A 17,466-nucleotide genomic window follows, 5' to 3' on the forward strand; every position below is an offset into this window, starting at 1 on the left:
TTCTTAACACAGAGAGGATGAAATTAGTGGAAACAACTACTAAAGAATTATTAGCGATTAACTCGATCCGGACGCTCTCAATTGATGCGGTCCAAAAAGCGAACTCTGGTCACCCAGGGATGCCGATGGGTGCTGCACCTATGGCGTTTACACTTTGGACAGACAAAATGCGTCACAACCCGAAAAACCCAAACTGGTTCAACCGTGACCGTTTCGTTCTTTCGGCAGGTCATGGATCGATGCTCTTATATTCGCTCCTTCACTTGTCTGGATATGATTTGTCGATGGACGACCTTAAATCATTCCGTCAAATGGACTCGAAGACTCCTGGTCACCCAGAATACCGTCATACGGCTGGTGTCGATGCGACGACGGGACCACTTGGACAAGGGATTGCAATGGCTGTCGGGATGGCCATGGCAGAGAAGCACTTAGAAGCGACTTACAACCGCGACGAGTTCAACGTCGTTGACCACTATACGTTCGGGATTTGCGGAGACGGTGACTTAATGGAAGGTGTCTCGGCAGAAGCGGCATCACTCGCTGGTCACTTGAAGCTCGGTAAACTTGTCGTTCTTTACGATTCAAACGATATCTCACTCGATGGCGATCTTCACAAGTCGTTCTCTGAAAGCGTAGAAGATCGTTTCAACGCGTACGGATGGCAAGTCATTCGTGTCGAAGACGGAACAGATATCGATTCAATCGCAAAAGCAATCGATGCGGCGAAAGCTGAAACGTCAAAACCGACATTGATCGAAGTGAAAACGGTTATCGGATTCGGTTCACCGAACAAATCAGGTAAATCTGCGTCACACGGTGCTCCACTTGGAGATGCTGAAATCGAATTGACGAAACAGTTCTATAAATGGGAAGGCGAGTCATTCTACGTACCAAACGAAGTATATGACTTATTCAACGAGAAAGTTGTCGAGCCTGGCGCGAAATATGAGTCAGACTGGAACGAACTCGTAGAAGCGTACAAAGCGGCACATCCAGAACTCGGTGCACAATTCGAGCGTGCAATGAATAACGAACTTCCTGAAGGTTGGGACAGCGAGTTGCCAACATTCGAAATCGGTTCGAAAAAAGCAACACGTCAAACGAGCGGTGAAGTCCTAAACGCAATCGCAAAAGCTGTACCGACTCTCTTCGGTGGATCTGCTGACCTTGCCGGGTCAAACAACTCGATGATTAAAGGTGCAGTGGACTTCGATGAAGATCCAGCTGGACGTAACATCTGGTTTGGTGTACGTGAGTTCGCAATGGCAGCAGCTGTAAACGGAATGGCACTTCACGGCGGCGTCCTTCCTTACGGTGCGACATTCTTCGTCTTCTCGGATTACCTTCGCCCGGCAGTTCGTCTTGCTGCACTCATGGGACTTCCGTCAACGTTCATCTTGACGCACGACTCAATTGCAGTTGGTGAAGATGGCCCAACACACGAGCCAGTTGAACATTTGATGAGTTTCCGCGCGATGCCGAACCTCTCTGTTCTTCGTCCGGCAGACGGGAAAGAAACAATCGCTGCTTGGAAACAAGCGGTAACATCGAAAACGACACCTTCACTTCTCGTCTTGACACGTCAAGCGTTACCAGAGCTCGAAGGCACATCGGTTGAAACGGCAGCAAAAGGAGCATACGTCGTTGCAGGTGAATCGAAAGATGCAGATGTCCTCTTGCTCGGTACGGGTTCTGAAGTACACGTTCTCGTTGAAGCGCGTGAGCAACTTGCGGCTGAAGGCGTGAATGCGGCAGTCGTATCGATGCCATCATGGGAACTCTTTGAAGCGCAATCTGCTGAGTATAAAGAGTCTGTCCTTCCATCTTCAATCACGAAGCGTGTATCACTTGAAGCAGGTGCGACACTTGGATGGTATAAATATGTAGGATTCGGTGGAAAAGTACTCGGAATCGACAAGTTCGGAGCATCTGCACCTGGGGACCTCCTCATGAAAGAATACGGCATGTCAGTCGACAACGTCGTCAATGCAGTAAAATCACTTTAATCGAATTCGAAAATCTCGTGACGACCATTTGTTTGGTCGTCACTTTTTTTCTGGACGACTAGCGAAGTTGGTCAATTTAGTGTATAGTAAAAAACGATGTTTCATATGGTAGAGGAGGTAAAGCCTTGAGTACATTATTCTGGATTCTTCTTGTCGTGGCAGCACTCATCGGGGGTATCGCGATCGGATTCTTTATCGCGCGTAAATACATGATGAACTACCTTGAACAGAACCCGCCAATCAATGAAGATATGATTCGTACGTTGATGATGCAAATGGGTCAAAAGCCATCACAGAAGAAAGTTAACCAAGTGATGCGCGCCATGAACGTGCAGATGAAAAACGAAAAGAAATCATAATCAATCACGAGAGCACTTCGGTATCCGAAGTGCTTTTTTTGTTTCCTCTTTTTGTTAGACAATCGAACAAACTTTCGCTACGATTAATGAATAATCTTCATATAAAGACAAAGGGGGCGTTTCATATTCGTGTATTTAAACAATTGTCTTGGTTTTTGCGTCTCGAATGGAAGACGTATGCACTCGGCATCGTCTTACTCATATTCGTGGCAGGGCTAGAATTGATTCCACCGCGTATCATTGGTCGAATCGTCGATGAAATCAACCGTGGTTCACTCTCGTCAAATACGCTCTGGATGTTACTCGGGGGTCTCGCAGCAGTCGGGATTGGGAATTATGTTGCCCGCTTCTTTTGGCGCTATTTCATCTTCGGCGCTTCGATTCGACTAGGGAGAATGTTACGTAGCCAACTGTATCGGCACTTTACCGATCTCGATCAACGATTTTACAAAAAGTCACGTGTTGGCGACCTGATGGCCCACGCGACGAATGATGTGCAGGCCGTATCGATGACGGCAGGGGCGGGGATATTGACACTCGTCGATAGCGTAACGCTTGGAACGTTCGTCATCATTACGATGATCACGACGATCAGTTGGAAGCTTACACTCGTTGCTTTACTCCCTCTGCCGATCATGGTCGCTCTGACGACGCGGTATGGGAAGATGTTACATAGCCGCTTTGGCGTCGCCCAAGCAGCATTTTCAGAATTGAATGACAAAGTGCAAGAGAGTGTCAGTGGGGTTCGTGTCTTGAAATCGACCGGGGAAGTCGACCGAGACGTGGACTCGTTTGAGAACTTATCGAGTGAGGTCATGGCAAAAAACGTACGAGTCGCCAAAATTGATGCTCTATATGATCCGACCATCTTCGGGATTGTTGGCTTGTCCTACATCCTCTCGGTCGGGTATGGCGCCGTCTTGATTGAACAAGGTGAATTGACGATCGGACAAATCGTTAGCTTCACAGCCTATTTAGCGTTGTTGACGTGGCCGATGCTGGCGTTCGGATGGTTATTCAACATTGTCGAACGTGGACGAGCATCGTATGACCGAATCGAGCGAATGCTCGCCGTCAAACCGGAGATTCAAGATGACCGGATGGCCGCGACGACACTTGCACATTCAGAAGTGGAAGTCGATGTGCGGCACTTCGCCTATGACGAAACCGTTGTACTCCGTGATGTCCATTTTCGGATTGAGCGCGGAAAGACGATTGGAATTGTCGGCAGGACAGGTGCGGGTAAGACGACGATTGTCCGTCTGTTGACCCGTGAGTATGATGTAAAAGACGGAAAGATTAAAATCGGAGGCATCAATATTCGCCAAGTGAAAAAATCGTTATTGATGGACAAAGTTGCCGTCGTGCCACAAGATCATTTCTTGTTCTCCGATTCGATTGCGAACAATATCGCTTTCGGAAGACCCGATGCGAGCATGGAAGAAATCATCGAGGCGGCTAAAGTCGCTGAAGTGCATGAGGATATCATCCGGCTACCGGAAGGATACGCGACGCTTGTCGGGGAACGCGGTGTGACGTTGTCAGGTGGACAGAAACAACGGATTTCCATCGCGCGTGCGCTCATGACTGAAGCGGACGTCCTGATTTTGGATGACGCGTTATCTGCCGTCGATGCGAAGACGGAAGAGTCGATCATCGAACATTTCCGTGTCGGAAACCCTGAACAGGCACGGGTGATTGTGGCGCATCGACTCTCTGCTGTCGAACATGCAGATGAGATCCTCGTGATTGAAGACGGCAAAATCGTCCAACGTGGGCGTCATGATGCATTGCTGCAAGAGACGGGTTGGTACCGAGAGACGTATGATCGTCAACAACTTGAGGCGATTGTAGAAGGGGGTGGACACGATGAAGCATGATGTTCAAGAATGGCAGGTCATCAAACGGCTACTCAGTTATGCAACACGATACGGGAAGTCGCTCAGTATCGCTTTCGTCTTCCTGTTGATTGCGACAGGTGCCAAATTGGCCGGTCCGTTTTTAATCAAAGTGTTCATCGATGAGTTCGTCACGCCAGGTGTCTACCCGACGAACTGGGTCATCGCACTCTTCGCGGTCTATATGGTTCTTCATGTATCCGCAATCGTGTTTGATTATCTGCAGTCGATTTCGTTTCAAAAGATTGCGTTGAAGATTGTTCAAAACATACGAATGGATATTTTCCGTCACGTCATGGGGATGCGGCTCGCCTATTTCGACCGAACACCAGCGGGCGTCCTTGTGTCACGGATTACGAATGATACCGAGGCGGTCAAAGAACTGTATGTCGGTGTGATGAGTACGTTCGTCCAGTCGGCTGTTCAATTGATTGGGACGTATATTTTCCTATACATATTAGAACCTCCGCTTGCGACGATGGGACTTGTCTTATTGCCACTCTTCTGGCTCATCATTTGGGCATATCGTCGTTTCTCGACAAAATATTTTGCGCAAGTGAGGGACCTGTTGTCGCAGCTCAACGCCCAGTTGAATGAATCGATCAACGGCATGGGGATCATCCAACAGTTTCGTCAAGAGGAGCGGCTCATCCGTCAGTTTGAAGAGACGAATGAGGCGCATCAAGAGGCACGATATCGAAACTTAAAGCTCGACAGTATGTTGCTACGCCCAATCATCGAGCTCCTTCTTGCTTTCTCAATCATCGGTCTACTCGGATATTACGGGGTGCTCTCGATGAGTGAACAAGTACAAGTCGGGGTCGTCTACGCGTTCATCAGCTATATCGAACGAATCTTCCGACCAGTTCTCGATATTATGCAGCGATTGAGTGAATTCCAACAAGCTGTCGTATCGGCAGACCGTGTCTTTAAAATCTTGGATACAGACGAGCCGGCACCAGGAAAGCAAATGCCAGGCGAGGCAGAGATTACAGAAGGTGAAGTGCGGTTTGAGAACGTGACGTTCAGCTATGACGGGGAAGTCGATGTGTTGAAGCAAATCTCATTCGTTGCAAAACCTGGTGAGACGGTCGCGCTCGTAGGCCATACGGGTAGTGGGAAGAGTTCGATTATCAATTTGTTGACCCGCTTTTATCCATATGGCTCGGGTCACATCACCATTGACGGACAGCCACTCGAACAATTTGAAGAGCAAGAGCTTCGTCAACAAGTCGGATTGGTGCTACAAGATCCGTTTCTATTCACTGGAACGATTGAAGAAAATTTAAAGTTATTCAATCCAAATATCGATTCAGAACGTGCCCGTGAAGCCGCTGAGTTTGTCCAGGCACACACGTTCATCGAGAAGTTAGATGCCGGGTACGGTCATGTTGTCGGAGAGCGTGGCGCGACATTTTCGAGCGGTGAGCGACAATTGCTCGCATTTGCGCGAACGGTCGCCCGTAATCCGAAAGTACTCATTCTCGACGAGGCGACGAGTTCGATTGATACGGAGACAGAAGAACGCGTACAGACGGCGCTCGACCGTATGCGCCGTGGTCGTACAACGATTGCCATCGCTCACCGGCTTTCAACGATTCAAGATGCTGACTTGATTTTAGTACTGCATCGAGGAGAAATCGTGGAGCGTGGGAATCATCAACAGTTATTGAAGCAAAACGGTCTGTACAAAAAAATGTATGAATTACAGTCTGGACAACGTCTGATGTCTTGAATTGGAAGGGATACCTATTGGGGTGTCCTTTTTCCATGGAAAAAAGCTCGCCACGGAAAGTGACGAGCCATCAAGGTCAATTTGAATGCTGATCTTTTTTATGCTTTGATAGGACATGACGAGTAATGAGAGAGTCAAGTTCTTGACTGGCCAGAATGACTTCTGGTGAGGTCCAAGTGTGCTTTGACGCGATTTTATACAGTTCATCACGTTTCTGTTCAATGGCCTGGTGTAGTGTATCTGCTGCGGTGACTGCCACGTTCGTTCCCCCATCATGTAAATTAGAATTTTGCGAACTAGAATATCCAAATCTTAGCACCTACGTTTACAGATGACAAGTTTCATTTCCATTTCAAAAATTACAAAATGATGTTTCGTTCTGAAAGAAAAGATTCGAGCAATTTAAATAGGTTTTCGCTATAATGGTCGTGAAAGGTGGAAATCGTCATGGAAGTCACATTATGGCTCGCATTTGGGGCGGGCGTCTTATCGTTTTTGTCACCATGTACGCTCCCGTTATATCCAGTGTTTCTCTCGTATATTACAGGGGTTTCCGTATCTGAATTAAAAAATGAAGGATTGAAACAGCGTACAGCTTGGTTCCACACGTTTTCGTTCTTGTTCGGCTTTTCGATTGTCTTTCTTGTGCTTGGATTATCGACTTCGTTAATTGCAGACGTCTTCATCCAGTATAAAGATAGTTTGCGGATGTTCGGCGCCATTTTAATTTTCGTGTTCGGCGTCTTTTTGGCCGGTCTATGGCAACCGCAATTTATGATGCGCGAAAAGAAAATGGACATTGGTGAACGAAAGAGTGGCTATTTCGGAACTGTATTAATCGGAGTTGGTTTTGCTGCGGGATGGACGCCGTGTACGGGTCCGATTTTAGCAGGTGTAATTGCACTTGCGGCAACCAATCCGAGCCAAGGTCTCGGTTACATGTTGGCGTATGTCATCGGTTTTGCGATTCCGTTCTTGGTGATGGTCGCGTTTGTAGGCAAGATCAAGTACTTAGCACGAAACAGTGCGAAAGTTGCAAAAGTCGGGGGCTATCTGATGATGGCATTCGGCGTATTATTATATTTTGACGGGATGAACCGCTTCGCTGCTTGGATGAGCGAACTTGTCGGATTCACCGGATTTTAAGGGGTTGACCGAGATGTCAATGTTATGGGGGTCGACTCTCGTTGCGTTATTGATGGGTATCGTGGCGAGTTTCGTGCGTGTGAAAGCATCAGCGAAACCGACGAATGCAAAAAAAATCTTAATTCCACCACTTGCGATGACGACCGGGATGATTCAGTTCTTGATTCCCGCATTTCGTTTATCGTGGGTCGAAGTACTTGAGGCGTTAGCGGTCGGGCTAATCTTTAGTCTGTTCCTCATCAAAACGTCAAACTTCGAAAAACGGGACGGAGAAGTATACTTGTCACGCTCAAAAGCATTTTTTATCGTCGTGTTCGCGTTACTTGCGATTCGTACGGCAATGAAAGTTTGGGTCGGTCATGAAGTCGATATCTTCTCAACAGGTGGATTGTTCTACTTGATTGCCTGGGGGATGATCGTCCCATGGCGAATCGCGATGTATCAAAAGTATAAACGAATTGCAATCACGTAAAAAATGGAGTGGCTCATGGCCGCTCCATTTTTGATTACGATTCTTTTGTGACAGCCACTTCCGTCTCCGAATCGATTCCCGTGTTTGATTTGACGAGAATCCGTTCGTAGTTTCCGGCGGCTTCGTCGGACTTCGTGACGAGCGTACCAATGATAGCTGCAAGAAAGCCGAGTGGGATTGAGACGATTCCTGGGTTCGAGAGTGGGAAGAGTGCTTCTCCAATGAAAATGGCTGATCCGTCCGGTGCCCAAAGGTTCGGACTGAGTGCGACCAAGATTAATGAAGAGAACAAACCGACGACCATTCCCCAGATTGCACCACCTGTGTTAAAACGTCTCCAGAAAATCGTGAAGAGAATGACAGGTAAGTTCGCACTTGCCGCAACAGCAAAAGCGAGTGAAACGAGAAACGCTACGTTCATCGATTGAGCGAAGAACGCAAGTCCCATCGAGACGAGAGCGACGGCCACAGAAGCGATTCGGGCGGCTTTTACTTGTTCCTTCTCTGTCGCTTCCCCTTTCCGGATAATGTGACCATAGAAGTCATGAGCGAAAGCAGATGCGGCTGACAAGACGAGCCCGGCGACGACCGCTAGAATGGTCGCGAATGCGATGGCTGCCACGAAGGCGAATAAGAGGTCACCACCGAGTACTTGCGCAAGGAGAGGAGCCGCCATGTTACCTGCAGGGTTTGCGGCGAGAATGGCGTCTCGTCCGACAAATGCTGCTGCCCCGAAACCTAAGAAGATTGTCAAAATGTAGAACGCTCCAATGATCCACGTTGCATACACAACCGACTGTCTTGCCGTAGGTGCATCTTTGACGGTAAAGAAGCGAATCAAGATGTGTGGAAGACCAGCCGTACCGAGGACGAGCGCCATATTTAACGAAATCGTATCGAGCGGGAGCTTGAATTTGTTACCTGGGTTCAAGAAGTCACTACCAAGCGGTGTGGCTTTACTCACTTCATTGAACATCGTCATGATCGAGAAATCGAATCGTGCAAAGACGAGGAAGGAAATGATGGCTGTCCCAATCATCAACAAGACGGCTTTTGTGATTTGTACCCATGAAGTCGCCGTCATCCCACCGAATACGACGTAGACTGTCATCAATATCCCGACGACAACGACACTTGTCGTATACGGGATGCCGAGCAATAGTTCAATCAATGCACCGGCACCGACAAGCTGGGCAATCATATAAAAAATAGAGATGACGATGGCATTCATCGCTGCGACACCACGCACGCGTGGCTTATTGAAGCGAGCGGCAATCATGTCGGCCATCGTATACTTCCCAAGATTGCGGAGCGGCTCCGCGACGAGATAGAGGACAACGAGATAGGCAACGAGGAAGCCGATGGAATAGAAAAAGCCATCAAATCCAGCGAGTGCGATCATGCCTGCAATGCCTAAGAAGGAGGCGGCAGACATATAGTCCCCTGCAATCGCGAGACCGTTTTGGAAGCCAGTCAACCCACCATCAGCCGTGTAGAAATCACTGGCGGTTTTCGTTTTTCTAGCGGCGAAATATGTAATGACAAGGGTGAGACCGACAATGGCGGTAAAGAGGGCAATTGCTGTCCAGTTCATGATTTCACCTCTTCCTTCAATTGTCTCACGAGTGCATCAAAGCGCTGGGCCCGACGACTATAGAGCACGCATAGTGTCCACGTCATAATAAACTGGGAGAAGGCGAACGCCCAAGCCCAAGTGATGTCACCGACAATTTGTGTATTCAAGATCGTTGTGTAACTGGTCAAAACAGGGAGCGTGAAATAGAAAATAAGTGAGAAGATGATAGCGGGAACGATAAAACGATTTTTTTCACGCATCAGTTGGTGGAACGTCTCGTGTTCTGTGATTGACTGAGCGGAATGACTACTGGTCGTTTGGGTAACTTGTGTCACGTCATGCATAAAACCCCTCCTAAGCTGTAAGATAAATCCATTATGCGATGGGAAAATGAGAGGAGTCATGCCTTTTTTTCATGTCGAATTCACTAACATTATTGTAATATTGGTCATACCAATTTATTGTAAGCGTTTTCAATATTGTCTAAATATTGAACATTATGTCTATATAATTAAAAACGGAAGAAAAGGTACTTTCGGCCCAATAGGCAAAATGCACAATTCGACAAAAAAAACTCTAACCTGGATGGAAAGAGTTTACTGCTGAAAATAGTGTTCGTAAGGTGTCCAGTCGATTTGTTCTTCGGCTAGCGCTTTTTTAAGGAATTTGTGGTCTCGCTTCGGCGTTGCGGCAATATATCCTTTTACAACGAGTTCGGTCGTCATCTTCTTAGCACGAGATTCGAGGGCGAACTGACCGATCTTGCCTGCAATTTTTCGGATGGCGACGTCCCGAAATAGTTCTGGAACCGGTGAAACGAGTCGATCTAACAGGGTTCGCGTTTCCGGCGTCCATAAGTGACGTGTTCTCTCTATATAATCATCCTCAATGTCTAAAAGGGAACGCCCATCTTCTTTCGGCATTCGTTTTAAAAACTTACGAAACATGAAGTACCCGCCAATCGTCATGAGTCCAATCATGACGAATCCCCAGAATACAATGAAATACATCATCAAGTTTTCTGGCATCGTCTTTCCCCCGTTCTATACATTCACTTACTGTCATCGTTAGTATACAAAAAAGAATCCATTTGCAAAAGGCGTACGTCTCGTTAGGATAGACGAACTCAATCGATTTCGTTAGAATAGATAGCGTTGCTACGAGAATAAGCATGAAGTGAGTCGAGAAAGGAAAGGTCTATCGTATATGAGCCAATTGAAACAAGAAGTCGAGAGACGCCGAATATTCGGCATCATCTCTCACCCGGATGCGGGTAAGACAACATTAACAGAGAAGTTACTTTTGCACGGTGGTGCAATTCGTGAAGCGGGTACCGTCAAAGCGCGTAAAAATTCAAAGCACGCCAAGTCAGACTGGATGGAAATTGAGAAACAACGTGGAATCTCGGTTACATCGTCTGTCATGCAATTCATCTATCAAGACAAAGTCGTGTCGATCATGGATACACCTGGTCACAACGATTTCGGTGAGGATACGTATCGCGTATTGACATCTGTCGACAGCGCGGTCATGGTCATCGATGCCGCGAAAGGGATCGAGACGCAGACGAAGAAGCTATTCCAAGTTTGTCGTATGCGCGGTATTCCAATTTTTACATTCATGAACAAGTTGGATCGTCAGGCAAAAGACCCGCTTGAATTGATGGAAGAACTTGAGGAAGTGCTCGGCATGCCTTCAGTTGCCATCACATGGCCAATCGGCAGCGGGATGCAGTTCGAAGGTGTTTATGACCGAATGAAAAATGAAGTTCATTTGTTCCGTGGAGACAAGTCGACCCTTCAACTAAGTGAGGACGGGGTAAACGACCCGGTGCTCGCTGACCATCTTTCTGAAGAGAACTTGACGAATCTTCGCGATGAAATCGACCTACTCGACGGAGCAGGGAATGAGATTGATGTGGAAGCAATCCAAAGCGGTAAATTGACGCCCGTATTCTTCGGAACGGCGCTCGTTGACTTTGGTGTGACTGCGTTCTTGAATCATTATTTGGAGATGTCTCCAGCTCCAGAAGCGCGTAAATCGAACGTCGGTCCAATCAATCCGACATCAGAAGATTTCAGTGGGTTCGTCTTTAAGATTCAAGCGAACATGAACCCGGCGCACCGTGACCGCATCGCATTCGTCCGAATCTGTTCAGGGGTGTTCGAGCGAGGGATGGACGTCACACTCACGCGGACCGGTAAGAAAATCAAATTGAGCCAGTCTACGCAGCTCATGGCCAACGATCGTGAGACGGTTGACCAAGCGTTCGCAGGAGATGTCATCGGGATCTATGATTCAGGTACGTATCAAATCGGGGATACGATCACGACATCGAAGCAAAAGATTGCCTTTGAAGCATTGCCAACTTTCCCACCTGAGTTGTTTATGCGAGTATCACCAGTCAACTCGCTCAAGTCGAAACACTTCCACAAAGGCGTTGAGCAACTCGCGCAAGAAGGGGCGATTCAAGTTTATCGCAACGAATACAATGAGATTTATCTCGGTGCGGTCGGTCAACTCCAGTTTGAAGTGTTTGAATATCGTTTGAACAATGAGTATGGCGTAGACATCCGAATGGAACCTGTATCATACAGCGTTGCACGTTGGGTAAAAGATAAAGAATTGAAAGCGTTGAAACCTTTCCAAGACTCACGGAACATGCTTGTCACTGACCGCTGGGAACGTCCGGTCTTCCTGTTCGCGAACGAGTTCACGTATGAGCGGTTCGCTGAACGTCATGCGGACGATTTGACTCTCGTTGAGGCTTTAGATGTCAACGAAGAGATTGGAACAGAAGAATAATGTGCAAACACCTCAGTTTTGAGGTGTTTTTTGTCGTTTATCCCTTTTTCAGTGAATTGATAAGTTTTACTTATGACTAATTTGTGACGGAATGTATTTTACGTCACGCTATACTTGTATTATGATAAATATGTGAAAAGTAAGCGATTACGCATTGTCGTGTGGTCGGCGCTTTCAAAAAGGGGGAAATTGCAATGGAACAGACGAATGTTTTAGACGCGTTCGCATCTCGGACATCGTTCGAGGCGAACGGGCAATCGTATGATTTTTATCGATTGAAAAAGTTAGAAGAAGAAGGGTTAACGAACATCAGCCGTTTACCTTATTCGATTCGCGTACTTCTCGAATCGGTACTCCGTCAACAAGACGGTCGCGCGATTACAAAAGAACATGTCGAGAACTTGGCAAAATGGGGTACTGCCGACGTCTCGAAAGACATTGACGTACCGTTCAAGCCGGCACGCGTTGTACTTCAAGACTTCACGGGTGTACCGACGGTCGTAGACCTTGCTTCACTTCGTAAAGCGATGGCGGACCTCGGTGGAGACCCGAACAAAATCAACCCAGAAATCCCTGTCGACCTCGTCGTTGACCACTCTGTTCAAGTAGATGCGTACGGTTTCGCTGGCGCATTGATGAAAAACATGGACATTGAATTCGAACGTAACGAAGAGCGTTATAAGTTCTTACGTTGGGCTCAGACGGCGTTTGACAACTATCGTGCCGTACCACCTGCAACGGGGATTGTTCACCAAGTAAACTTAGAGTACTTGGCATCTGTCGTCCTCGAGAAAAACGATGCATCAGGTACTGTGGCTTATCCAGATTCACTCGTCGGAACGGATTCGCACACAACGATGATCAACGGACTCGGTGTTCTTGGATGGGGCGTTGGAGGAATCGAAGCGGAAGCAAGTATGCTCGGTCAACCATCGTACTTCCCAGTGCCAGAAGTCGTCGGTGTCAAAATCATCGGTGAAGTCAACCCTGGTGTAACAGCGACAGACGTAGCACTCGTCGTAACAGAGATGCTCCGTCATGAAAAAGTAGTAGGGAAATTCGTTGAATTCTTCGGACCGTCGCTTCACACGATGCCGCTTTCTGACCGTGCAACAATCGCAAACATGGCGCCAGAATATGGCGCGACATGTGGATTCTTCCCAGTCGATACGGAAACATTGAACTACATGCGTACAACTGGACGCTCTGAAGAATTGATCTCACTCGTTGAAGAATACTCAAAAGCGAACGATCTCTTCTACACGCCAGACCAAGCTGATCCAACATTCACGAAAGTGTTGACGCTCGACTTGTCAAAAGTTGAACCTTCACTAGCAGGTCCAAAACGTCCACAAGACCGAATCAACCTCTCAGACGTTCAAACATCGTTCATCGATAGCTTGAGCGCTCCTGCAGGGAACAGCGGCTTTGGACTTGACCGTTCTGAACTCGAGAAGAAGGCGACGGTCAACTATGAAGATGGTGCCGTCGACATGAGTACAGGAGATGTCGCGATTGCTGCCATCACAAGCTGTACGAACACGTCGAACCCTTACGTTATGGTCGGTGCCGGACTCGTTGCGAAGAAAGCGGTAGAACGCGGCTTGACTGTTCCGAAATACGTGAAGACATCACTCGCACCAGGTTCGAAAGTCGTAACAGATTATCTTGACAAAGCTGGCTTGACTTCTTACTTGGATGAACTCGGCTTCAACACGGTCGGTTACGGTTGTACGACATGTATCGGAAACTCGGGTCCACTTGACCGTGAAGTCGAAGAAACAATCACGGAGAACGACTTGCTCGTATCTTCTGTCCTTTCTGGGAACCGTAACTTTGAAGGACGTGTTCACCCACTTGTGAAAGCGAACTTCTTGGCGTCACCACCACTTGTCGTCGCTTACGCACTCGCAGGGTCAGTCAACTTCGACATCATGAACGATTCGTTCGGTACGGACAAAGATGGAAATGAAGTGTACTTCAAAGACATCTGGCCATCAAACGATGAAATCAAGATGGTCGTACAAGACGTCGTGTCACCAGAAGCGTTCCGTAAAGAATACGAAACGGTCTTCACTGGTAACGAGCGTTGGAACGCGCTAGACGTTCCAGAAGGTAACTTGTATGACTTCTCAGATGAGTCGACATACATCCAAAACCCACCGTTCTTCGAACAACTCGAACCAGAAGCGGGCGAAGTTCATGCATTGAATGGCTTACGCGTCATCGGGAAGTTTGCGGATTCGGTCACGACTGACCACATCTCGCCAGCGGGATCATTCTCGAAGACGACACCAGCTGGTCAATACCTCCTTTCTAAAGGGGTAGAGCCAATTGACTTCAACTCTTACGGTTCACGCCGTGGTAACCATGAAGTCATGATGCGTGGTACGTTCGCCAACATTCGTATCCGCAACCAAGTCGCACCAGGTACAGAAGGTGGATTCACGACTTACTGGCCAACAGGTGAGATCATGCCGATGTACGATGCTGCGATGAAGTATAAAGAACAAGGTACTGGACTTGTCGTCCTTGCTGGAAACGACTACGGAATGGGGTCGTCTCGTGACTGGGCTGCGAAAGGGACAAACCTCCTTGGCATCCGTGCAGTCATCGCACAAAGTTTCGAGCGGATTCACCGTTCAAACCTTGTTATGATGGGTGTACTTCCACTTCAATTCTTAGATGGTGAATCAGCAGAGTCACTCGGATTGACTGGTGAGGAAGCAATCGATATCCAAGTCGATGAGTCTGTACGTCCACGCGATATCTTGAACGCAAAAGCGACACATGAAAACGGAACGGTGACAGAATTCAAAGTCATCGCACGTTTCGACTCTGAAGTTGAAATTGATTACTACCGTCACGGTGGAATCTTACAAATGGTTCTCCGTAACAAACTTAAATAAGCCACGGCTTATTGAACCTTCCTTTGAAAAAAGGAAGGTTTTTTTCATGAATATGCGATTTTATGGTGAAAGTTTTAAAAGAATCGGGAACAGGAAGACAGGGAGGGGTATGCTTATGGAGCAAGAAGCGAAGAAGAGTAAGAGTTGGTGGAAGCGGCTGACACAGCAAAAAGAGGTGGAGCCTGATCGAGAAATCGATATCACGTTACCTGAATTGCGACATGCGATTCACGAGTATGAACAGACGTTGCCAAAAGGCGTAAATCGTACCGTCCTACTAGATGACACACAAGAGATTGACACAAAACGATTGAAGCATCATTTGTCCGGAATCCCAAAACAGCGTTTCTATATGTCGAAAGAGACGTTTCATATCGTTCCGGAAGAAGAGCGTGATGTTATCTATGAGATGGACCAAGTACAGCGTGCCCTAGACTTGTATATGGATCAAGAGAAAAAATTGCCACTGCGAAAATTTGAGAATGCACTACAACTAGATTTGACACGTCTTCGAGAGGGGGGTTACCTAAAGACGCTACCAAAAAGACCTTACTATGTGGTGGATGAGACGTTGATTGTCTCACTTGAACCGAAAGAAACAACTTCTTGACAAGACACCTATCTATTTTTCAGTAAATGACACATTTATGGACAGTTGGGGTTGAGACTTGTTTAAAAAGTATGTTAGGGTGGGGAACGTATATGAAAATAGAAAATTAAATAGGAGTGATTTTATGGAACGGAAAAGCCGTGTGACGCCTGTGTTTGTCATTTCTGCAATCATAACTGGCTTATTCACAATCTGGGGATTATTTCCCGAAAGCATTTTAGGAAATGCTAGTCTATTAAATGTAACCAGCACGTTACAAGGCTGGCTCTCAAACGGGATGGGCTGGTTCTACCTGTTAAGTGCGACCGGCTTCTTACTTGTCGCTATCTTTTTAATCTTTTCTCGCTATGGATCGATTCGTCTCGGGAAAGATTCGGACCGACCTGAATTTAGTTACTTGTCATGGTTCGCCATGTTATTCAGTGCCGGGATGGGGATCGGACTCATCTTCTGGGGAGCAGCAGAGCCGCTTCTTCATTTTCATTCACCACCGTTCTCTGCTTTGACACCTGAAGGAGACGCGCGTACTGCGATGCGTTATGCCTTCTTCCACTGGGGCTTCCACCCTTGGGCGATTTATGCCATGATCGCACTCGCAATCGCATACTCAACGTTTAGAAAAGGGCGCCCTGCTACGATTGGGGAGACAATCGGTTCGCTTGTCCATAACCGCTACGAACAACCTGTGAAACAAACGGTCGATATTCTTGCGGTCATTGCGACGGCATTCGGGGTAGCGACTTCACTCGGTTTTGGTGCTCAACAGATTGCCGGTGGCCTTCATTATCTCATCCCTGGGGTACCGAACGCCTTCGTGACACAGTTGATCATCATTGCTGTCGTAACGGTACTTTACATGATCAGTGCTTCAACGGGTCTTGAAAAAGGGATTCGCATTTTAAGTAACACGAACATTTTCTTGGCAATCGTCTTACTTGTCGCGACAATGTTCGCTGGACCGACTGCGTTCATCTTCGACTTGTTCACACAAACGGTAGGGACGTACTTGCAACAACTTCCTGGTATGAGTTTCCGTACGGCCGCGTTCGAACCGGTTGAACGTGAGTGGATCAACGGCTGGACGATCTTCTATTGGGCATGGTGGATCTCGTGGTCACCATTCGTCGGAACGTTCATCGCACGCGTATCTAAAGGCCGCACGATTCGTGAATTTATTATCGGGATTTTACTCGTCCCAACATCGTTCGGACTCTTATGGTTCTCCGTCTTCGGTGGCTCAGCTATCTGGGCTGACTTGTTCGGTGGATACGACTTGATTGGACAAGTGAACGAAATCGGTACAGAAGTCGGGCTGTTCGCATTATTCGAGACGTTTGGTGGTTTTGGGACAGTACTCAGTATTGTCGCGATCTTCCTAATCTCGACATTTTTTATCACGTCTGCTGACTCAGCGACATATGTACTCGGTATGCTCACTTCGAACGGGAAGCTTGTCCCGCCGATGGGCATTAAAATGACATGGGGTGTAATCCAATCATCTATCGCTGCCGTGCTTCTTTACGCTGGTGGGTTGGATGCCCTGCAAGCTGTTGCGATCCTCGCAGCCTTCCCATTCATCTTCGTTCTCGTCTTTATGATTGTCGCCTTGTTCAAAGACTTGGCCGATGAACCTGACGAGCGAGATAAGTGGCTCGAAGCACAGAAGAAAGATGAAGATCAATTAGGATAATTTAGAGGGGTCTCGTATGAGACCCTCAGGCTGTTGACGAACCAAATCGCCACGTGCGATTTGGTTCGTCTTTTTTTATGTTCAACGAGCTTGAGGCGCTCTGCCCGACAAAAGATTGAAGAAATGTTATGTAGACGGTCCTTTCTGGTCAATAGGTTGGCTAGCTTCTTCATGTTTTGTGCGGTGGCTGCCACCAGATTGGCGCGTTGGACCTTCGCGGTCCCCCTGTAGAAGGTGAAACGGAGCCCATGGAGCTC

The 17,466-nt window shown here is 47.5% G+C and carries 14 protein-coding genes; 10 read left to right on the top strand and 4 right to left on the bottom strand.

What is annotated here, in order from left to right:
- Positions 1 to 17 precede the first annotated feature (17 nt).
- From tkt to KNO92_RS12060, 4 genes are all read left to right on the top strand, one after another.
- Entirely contained in the window at positions 18 to 2,009 is a 1,992-nt protein-coding gene (tkt, locus tag KNO92_RS12045) for a transketolase (protein WP_214692706.1), read from the top strand.
- 125 nt (positions 2,010 to 2,134) lie between these two features.
- Positions 2,135 to 2,368, top strand: a complete 234-nt coding sequence (locus KNO92_RS12050) for a YneF family protein (protein ID WP_012726454.1) — start codon at positions 2,135 to 2,137, stop codon at positions 2,366 to 2,368.
- Between the two features lie 125 nt (positions 2,369 to 2,493).
- Positions 2,494 to 4,248, top strand: coding sequence for an ABC transporter transmembrane domain-containing protein (locus KNO92_RS12055; protein WP_214693979.1), 1,755 nt, complete (start codon positions 2,494 to 2,496; stop codon positions 4,246 to 4,248).
- Positions 4,238 to 6,001 (top strand): ABC transporter ATP-binding protein, encoded by a 1,764-nt coding sequence (locus KNO92_RS12060; protein ID WP_214692703.1) that lies wholly within the window; start codon positions 4,238 to 4,240, stop codon positions 5,999 to 6,001. Before KNO92_RS12055 ends, KNO92_RS12060 begins: the two co-directional genes overlap by 11 nt.
- A 76-nt stretch (positions 6,002 to 6,077) precedes the next feature.
- Here KNO92_RS12060 and KNO92_RS12065 read toward each other — a convergent pair whose 3' ends face one another.
- On the bottom strand, positions 6,078 to 6,260 hold the full coding sequence (locus tag KNO92_RS12065) for an aspartyl-phosphate phosphatase Spo0E family protein (RefSeq protein WP_214692696.1): 183 nt from the start codon (positions 6,258 to 6,260) through the stop codon (positions 6,078 to 6,080).
- A 188-nt stretch (positions 6,261 to 6,448) separates the two neighbouring features.
- Here KNO92_RS12065 and KNO92_RS12070 point away from each other — a divergent pair, with 188 nt between their 5' ends.
- Positions 6,449 to 7,147: a cytochrome c biogenesis CcdA family protein gene (locus KNO92_RS12070; RefSeq protein WP_214692694.1), complete on the top strand. Its 699-nt coding sequence runs from the start codon at positions 6,449 to 6,451 to the stop codon at positions 7,145 to 7,147.
- Between the two features lie 19 nt (positions 7,148 to 7,166).
- Positions 7,167 to 7,619 carry a CcdC family protein gene (locus KNO92_RS12075; RefSeq protein WP_074033875.1) on the top strand — a complete coding sequence of 151 codons (453 nt, stop codon included), beginning with the start codon at positions 7,167 to 7,169 and terminating at the stop codon, positions 7,617 to 7,619.
- A gap of 34 nt (positions 7,620 to 7,653) precedes the next feature.
- Here KNO92_RS12075 and KNO92_RS12080 read toward each other — a convergent pair whose 3' ends face one another.
- The 3 genes from KNO92_RS12080 to KNO92_RS12090 all read right to left on the bottom strand — a co-directional run bounded on the left by KNO92_RS12080 (position 7,654) and on the right by KNO92_RS12090 (position 10,223).
- The gene (locus tag KNO92_RS12080; RefSeq protein WP_214692692.1) at positions 7,654 to 9,213 is read right to left on the bottom strand and encodes a solute symporter family protein; all 1,560 of its coding nucleotides are present in this window, start codon (positions 9,211 to 9,213) and stop codon (positions 7,654 to 7,656) included.
- Positions 9,210 to 9,539: a DUF485 domain-containing protein gene (locus KNO92_RS12085; protein ID WP_214692686.1), complete on the bottom strand. Its 330-nt coding sequence runs from the start codon at positions 9,537 to 9,539 to the stop codon at positions 9,210 to 9,212. The genes KNO92_RS12080 and KNO92_RS12085 overlap by 4 nt, the downstream gene beginning before the upstream one ends.
- A gap of 252 nt (positions 9,540 to 9,791) precedes the next feature.
- The gene (locus KNO92_RS12090) at positions 9,792 to 10,223 is read right to left on the bottom strand and encodes a DUF2621 domain-containing protein (protein WP_074033193.1); all 432 of its coding nucleotides are present in this window, start codon (positions 10,221 to 10,223) and stop codon (positions 9,792 to 9,794) included.
- Positions 10,224 to 10,401: 178 nt separating this feature from the next.
- Here KNO92_RS12090 and KNO92_RS12095 point away from each other — a divergent pair, with 178 nt between their 5' ends.
- The 4 genes from KNO92_RS12095 (at position 10,402) to KNO92_RS12110 (ending at position 17,209) form a co-directional block, all read left to right on the top strand.
- Entirely contained in the window at positions 10,402 to 12,000 is a 1,599-nt protein-coding gene (locus KNO92_RS12095) for a peptide chain release factor 3 (protein ID WP_074033192.1), read from the top strand.
- A gap of 194 nt (positions 12,001 to 12,194) precedes the next feature.
- Entirely contained in the window at positions 12,195 to 14,909 is a 2,715-nt protein-coding gene (gene acnA / locus KNO92_RS12100; RefSeq protein ID WP_214692684.1) for an aconitate hydratase AcnA, read from the top strand.
- A gap of 115 nt (positions 14,910 to 15,024) precedes the next feature.
- Entirely contained in the window at positions 15,025 to 15,519 is a 495-nt protein-coding gene (locus tag KNO92_RS12105; RefSeq protein ID WP_214692682.1) for a DUF3939 domain-containing protein, read from the top strand.
- A gap of 124 nt (positions 15,520 to 15,643) precedes the next feature.
- Positions 15,644 to 17,209, top strand: coding sequence for a BCCT family transporter (locus KNO92_RS12110; protein WP_214692680.1), 1,566 nt, complete (start codon positions 15,644 to 15,646; stop codon positions 17,207 to 17,209).
- Positions 17,210 to 17,466: the final 257 nt, after the last annotated feature.

This window comes from Exiguobacterium sp. s129, assembly GCF_018617585.1.
GTDB classification, from domain to species: domain Bacteria; phylum Bacillota; class Bacilli; order Exiguobacteriales; family Exiguobacteriaceae; genus Exiguobacterium; species Exiguobacterium aestuarii_A.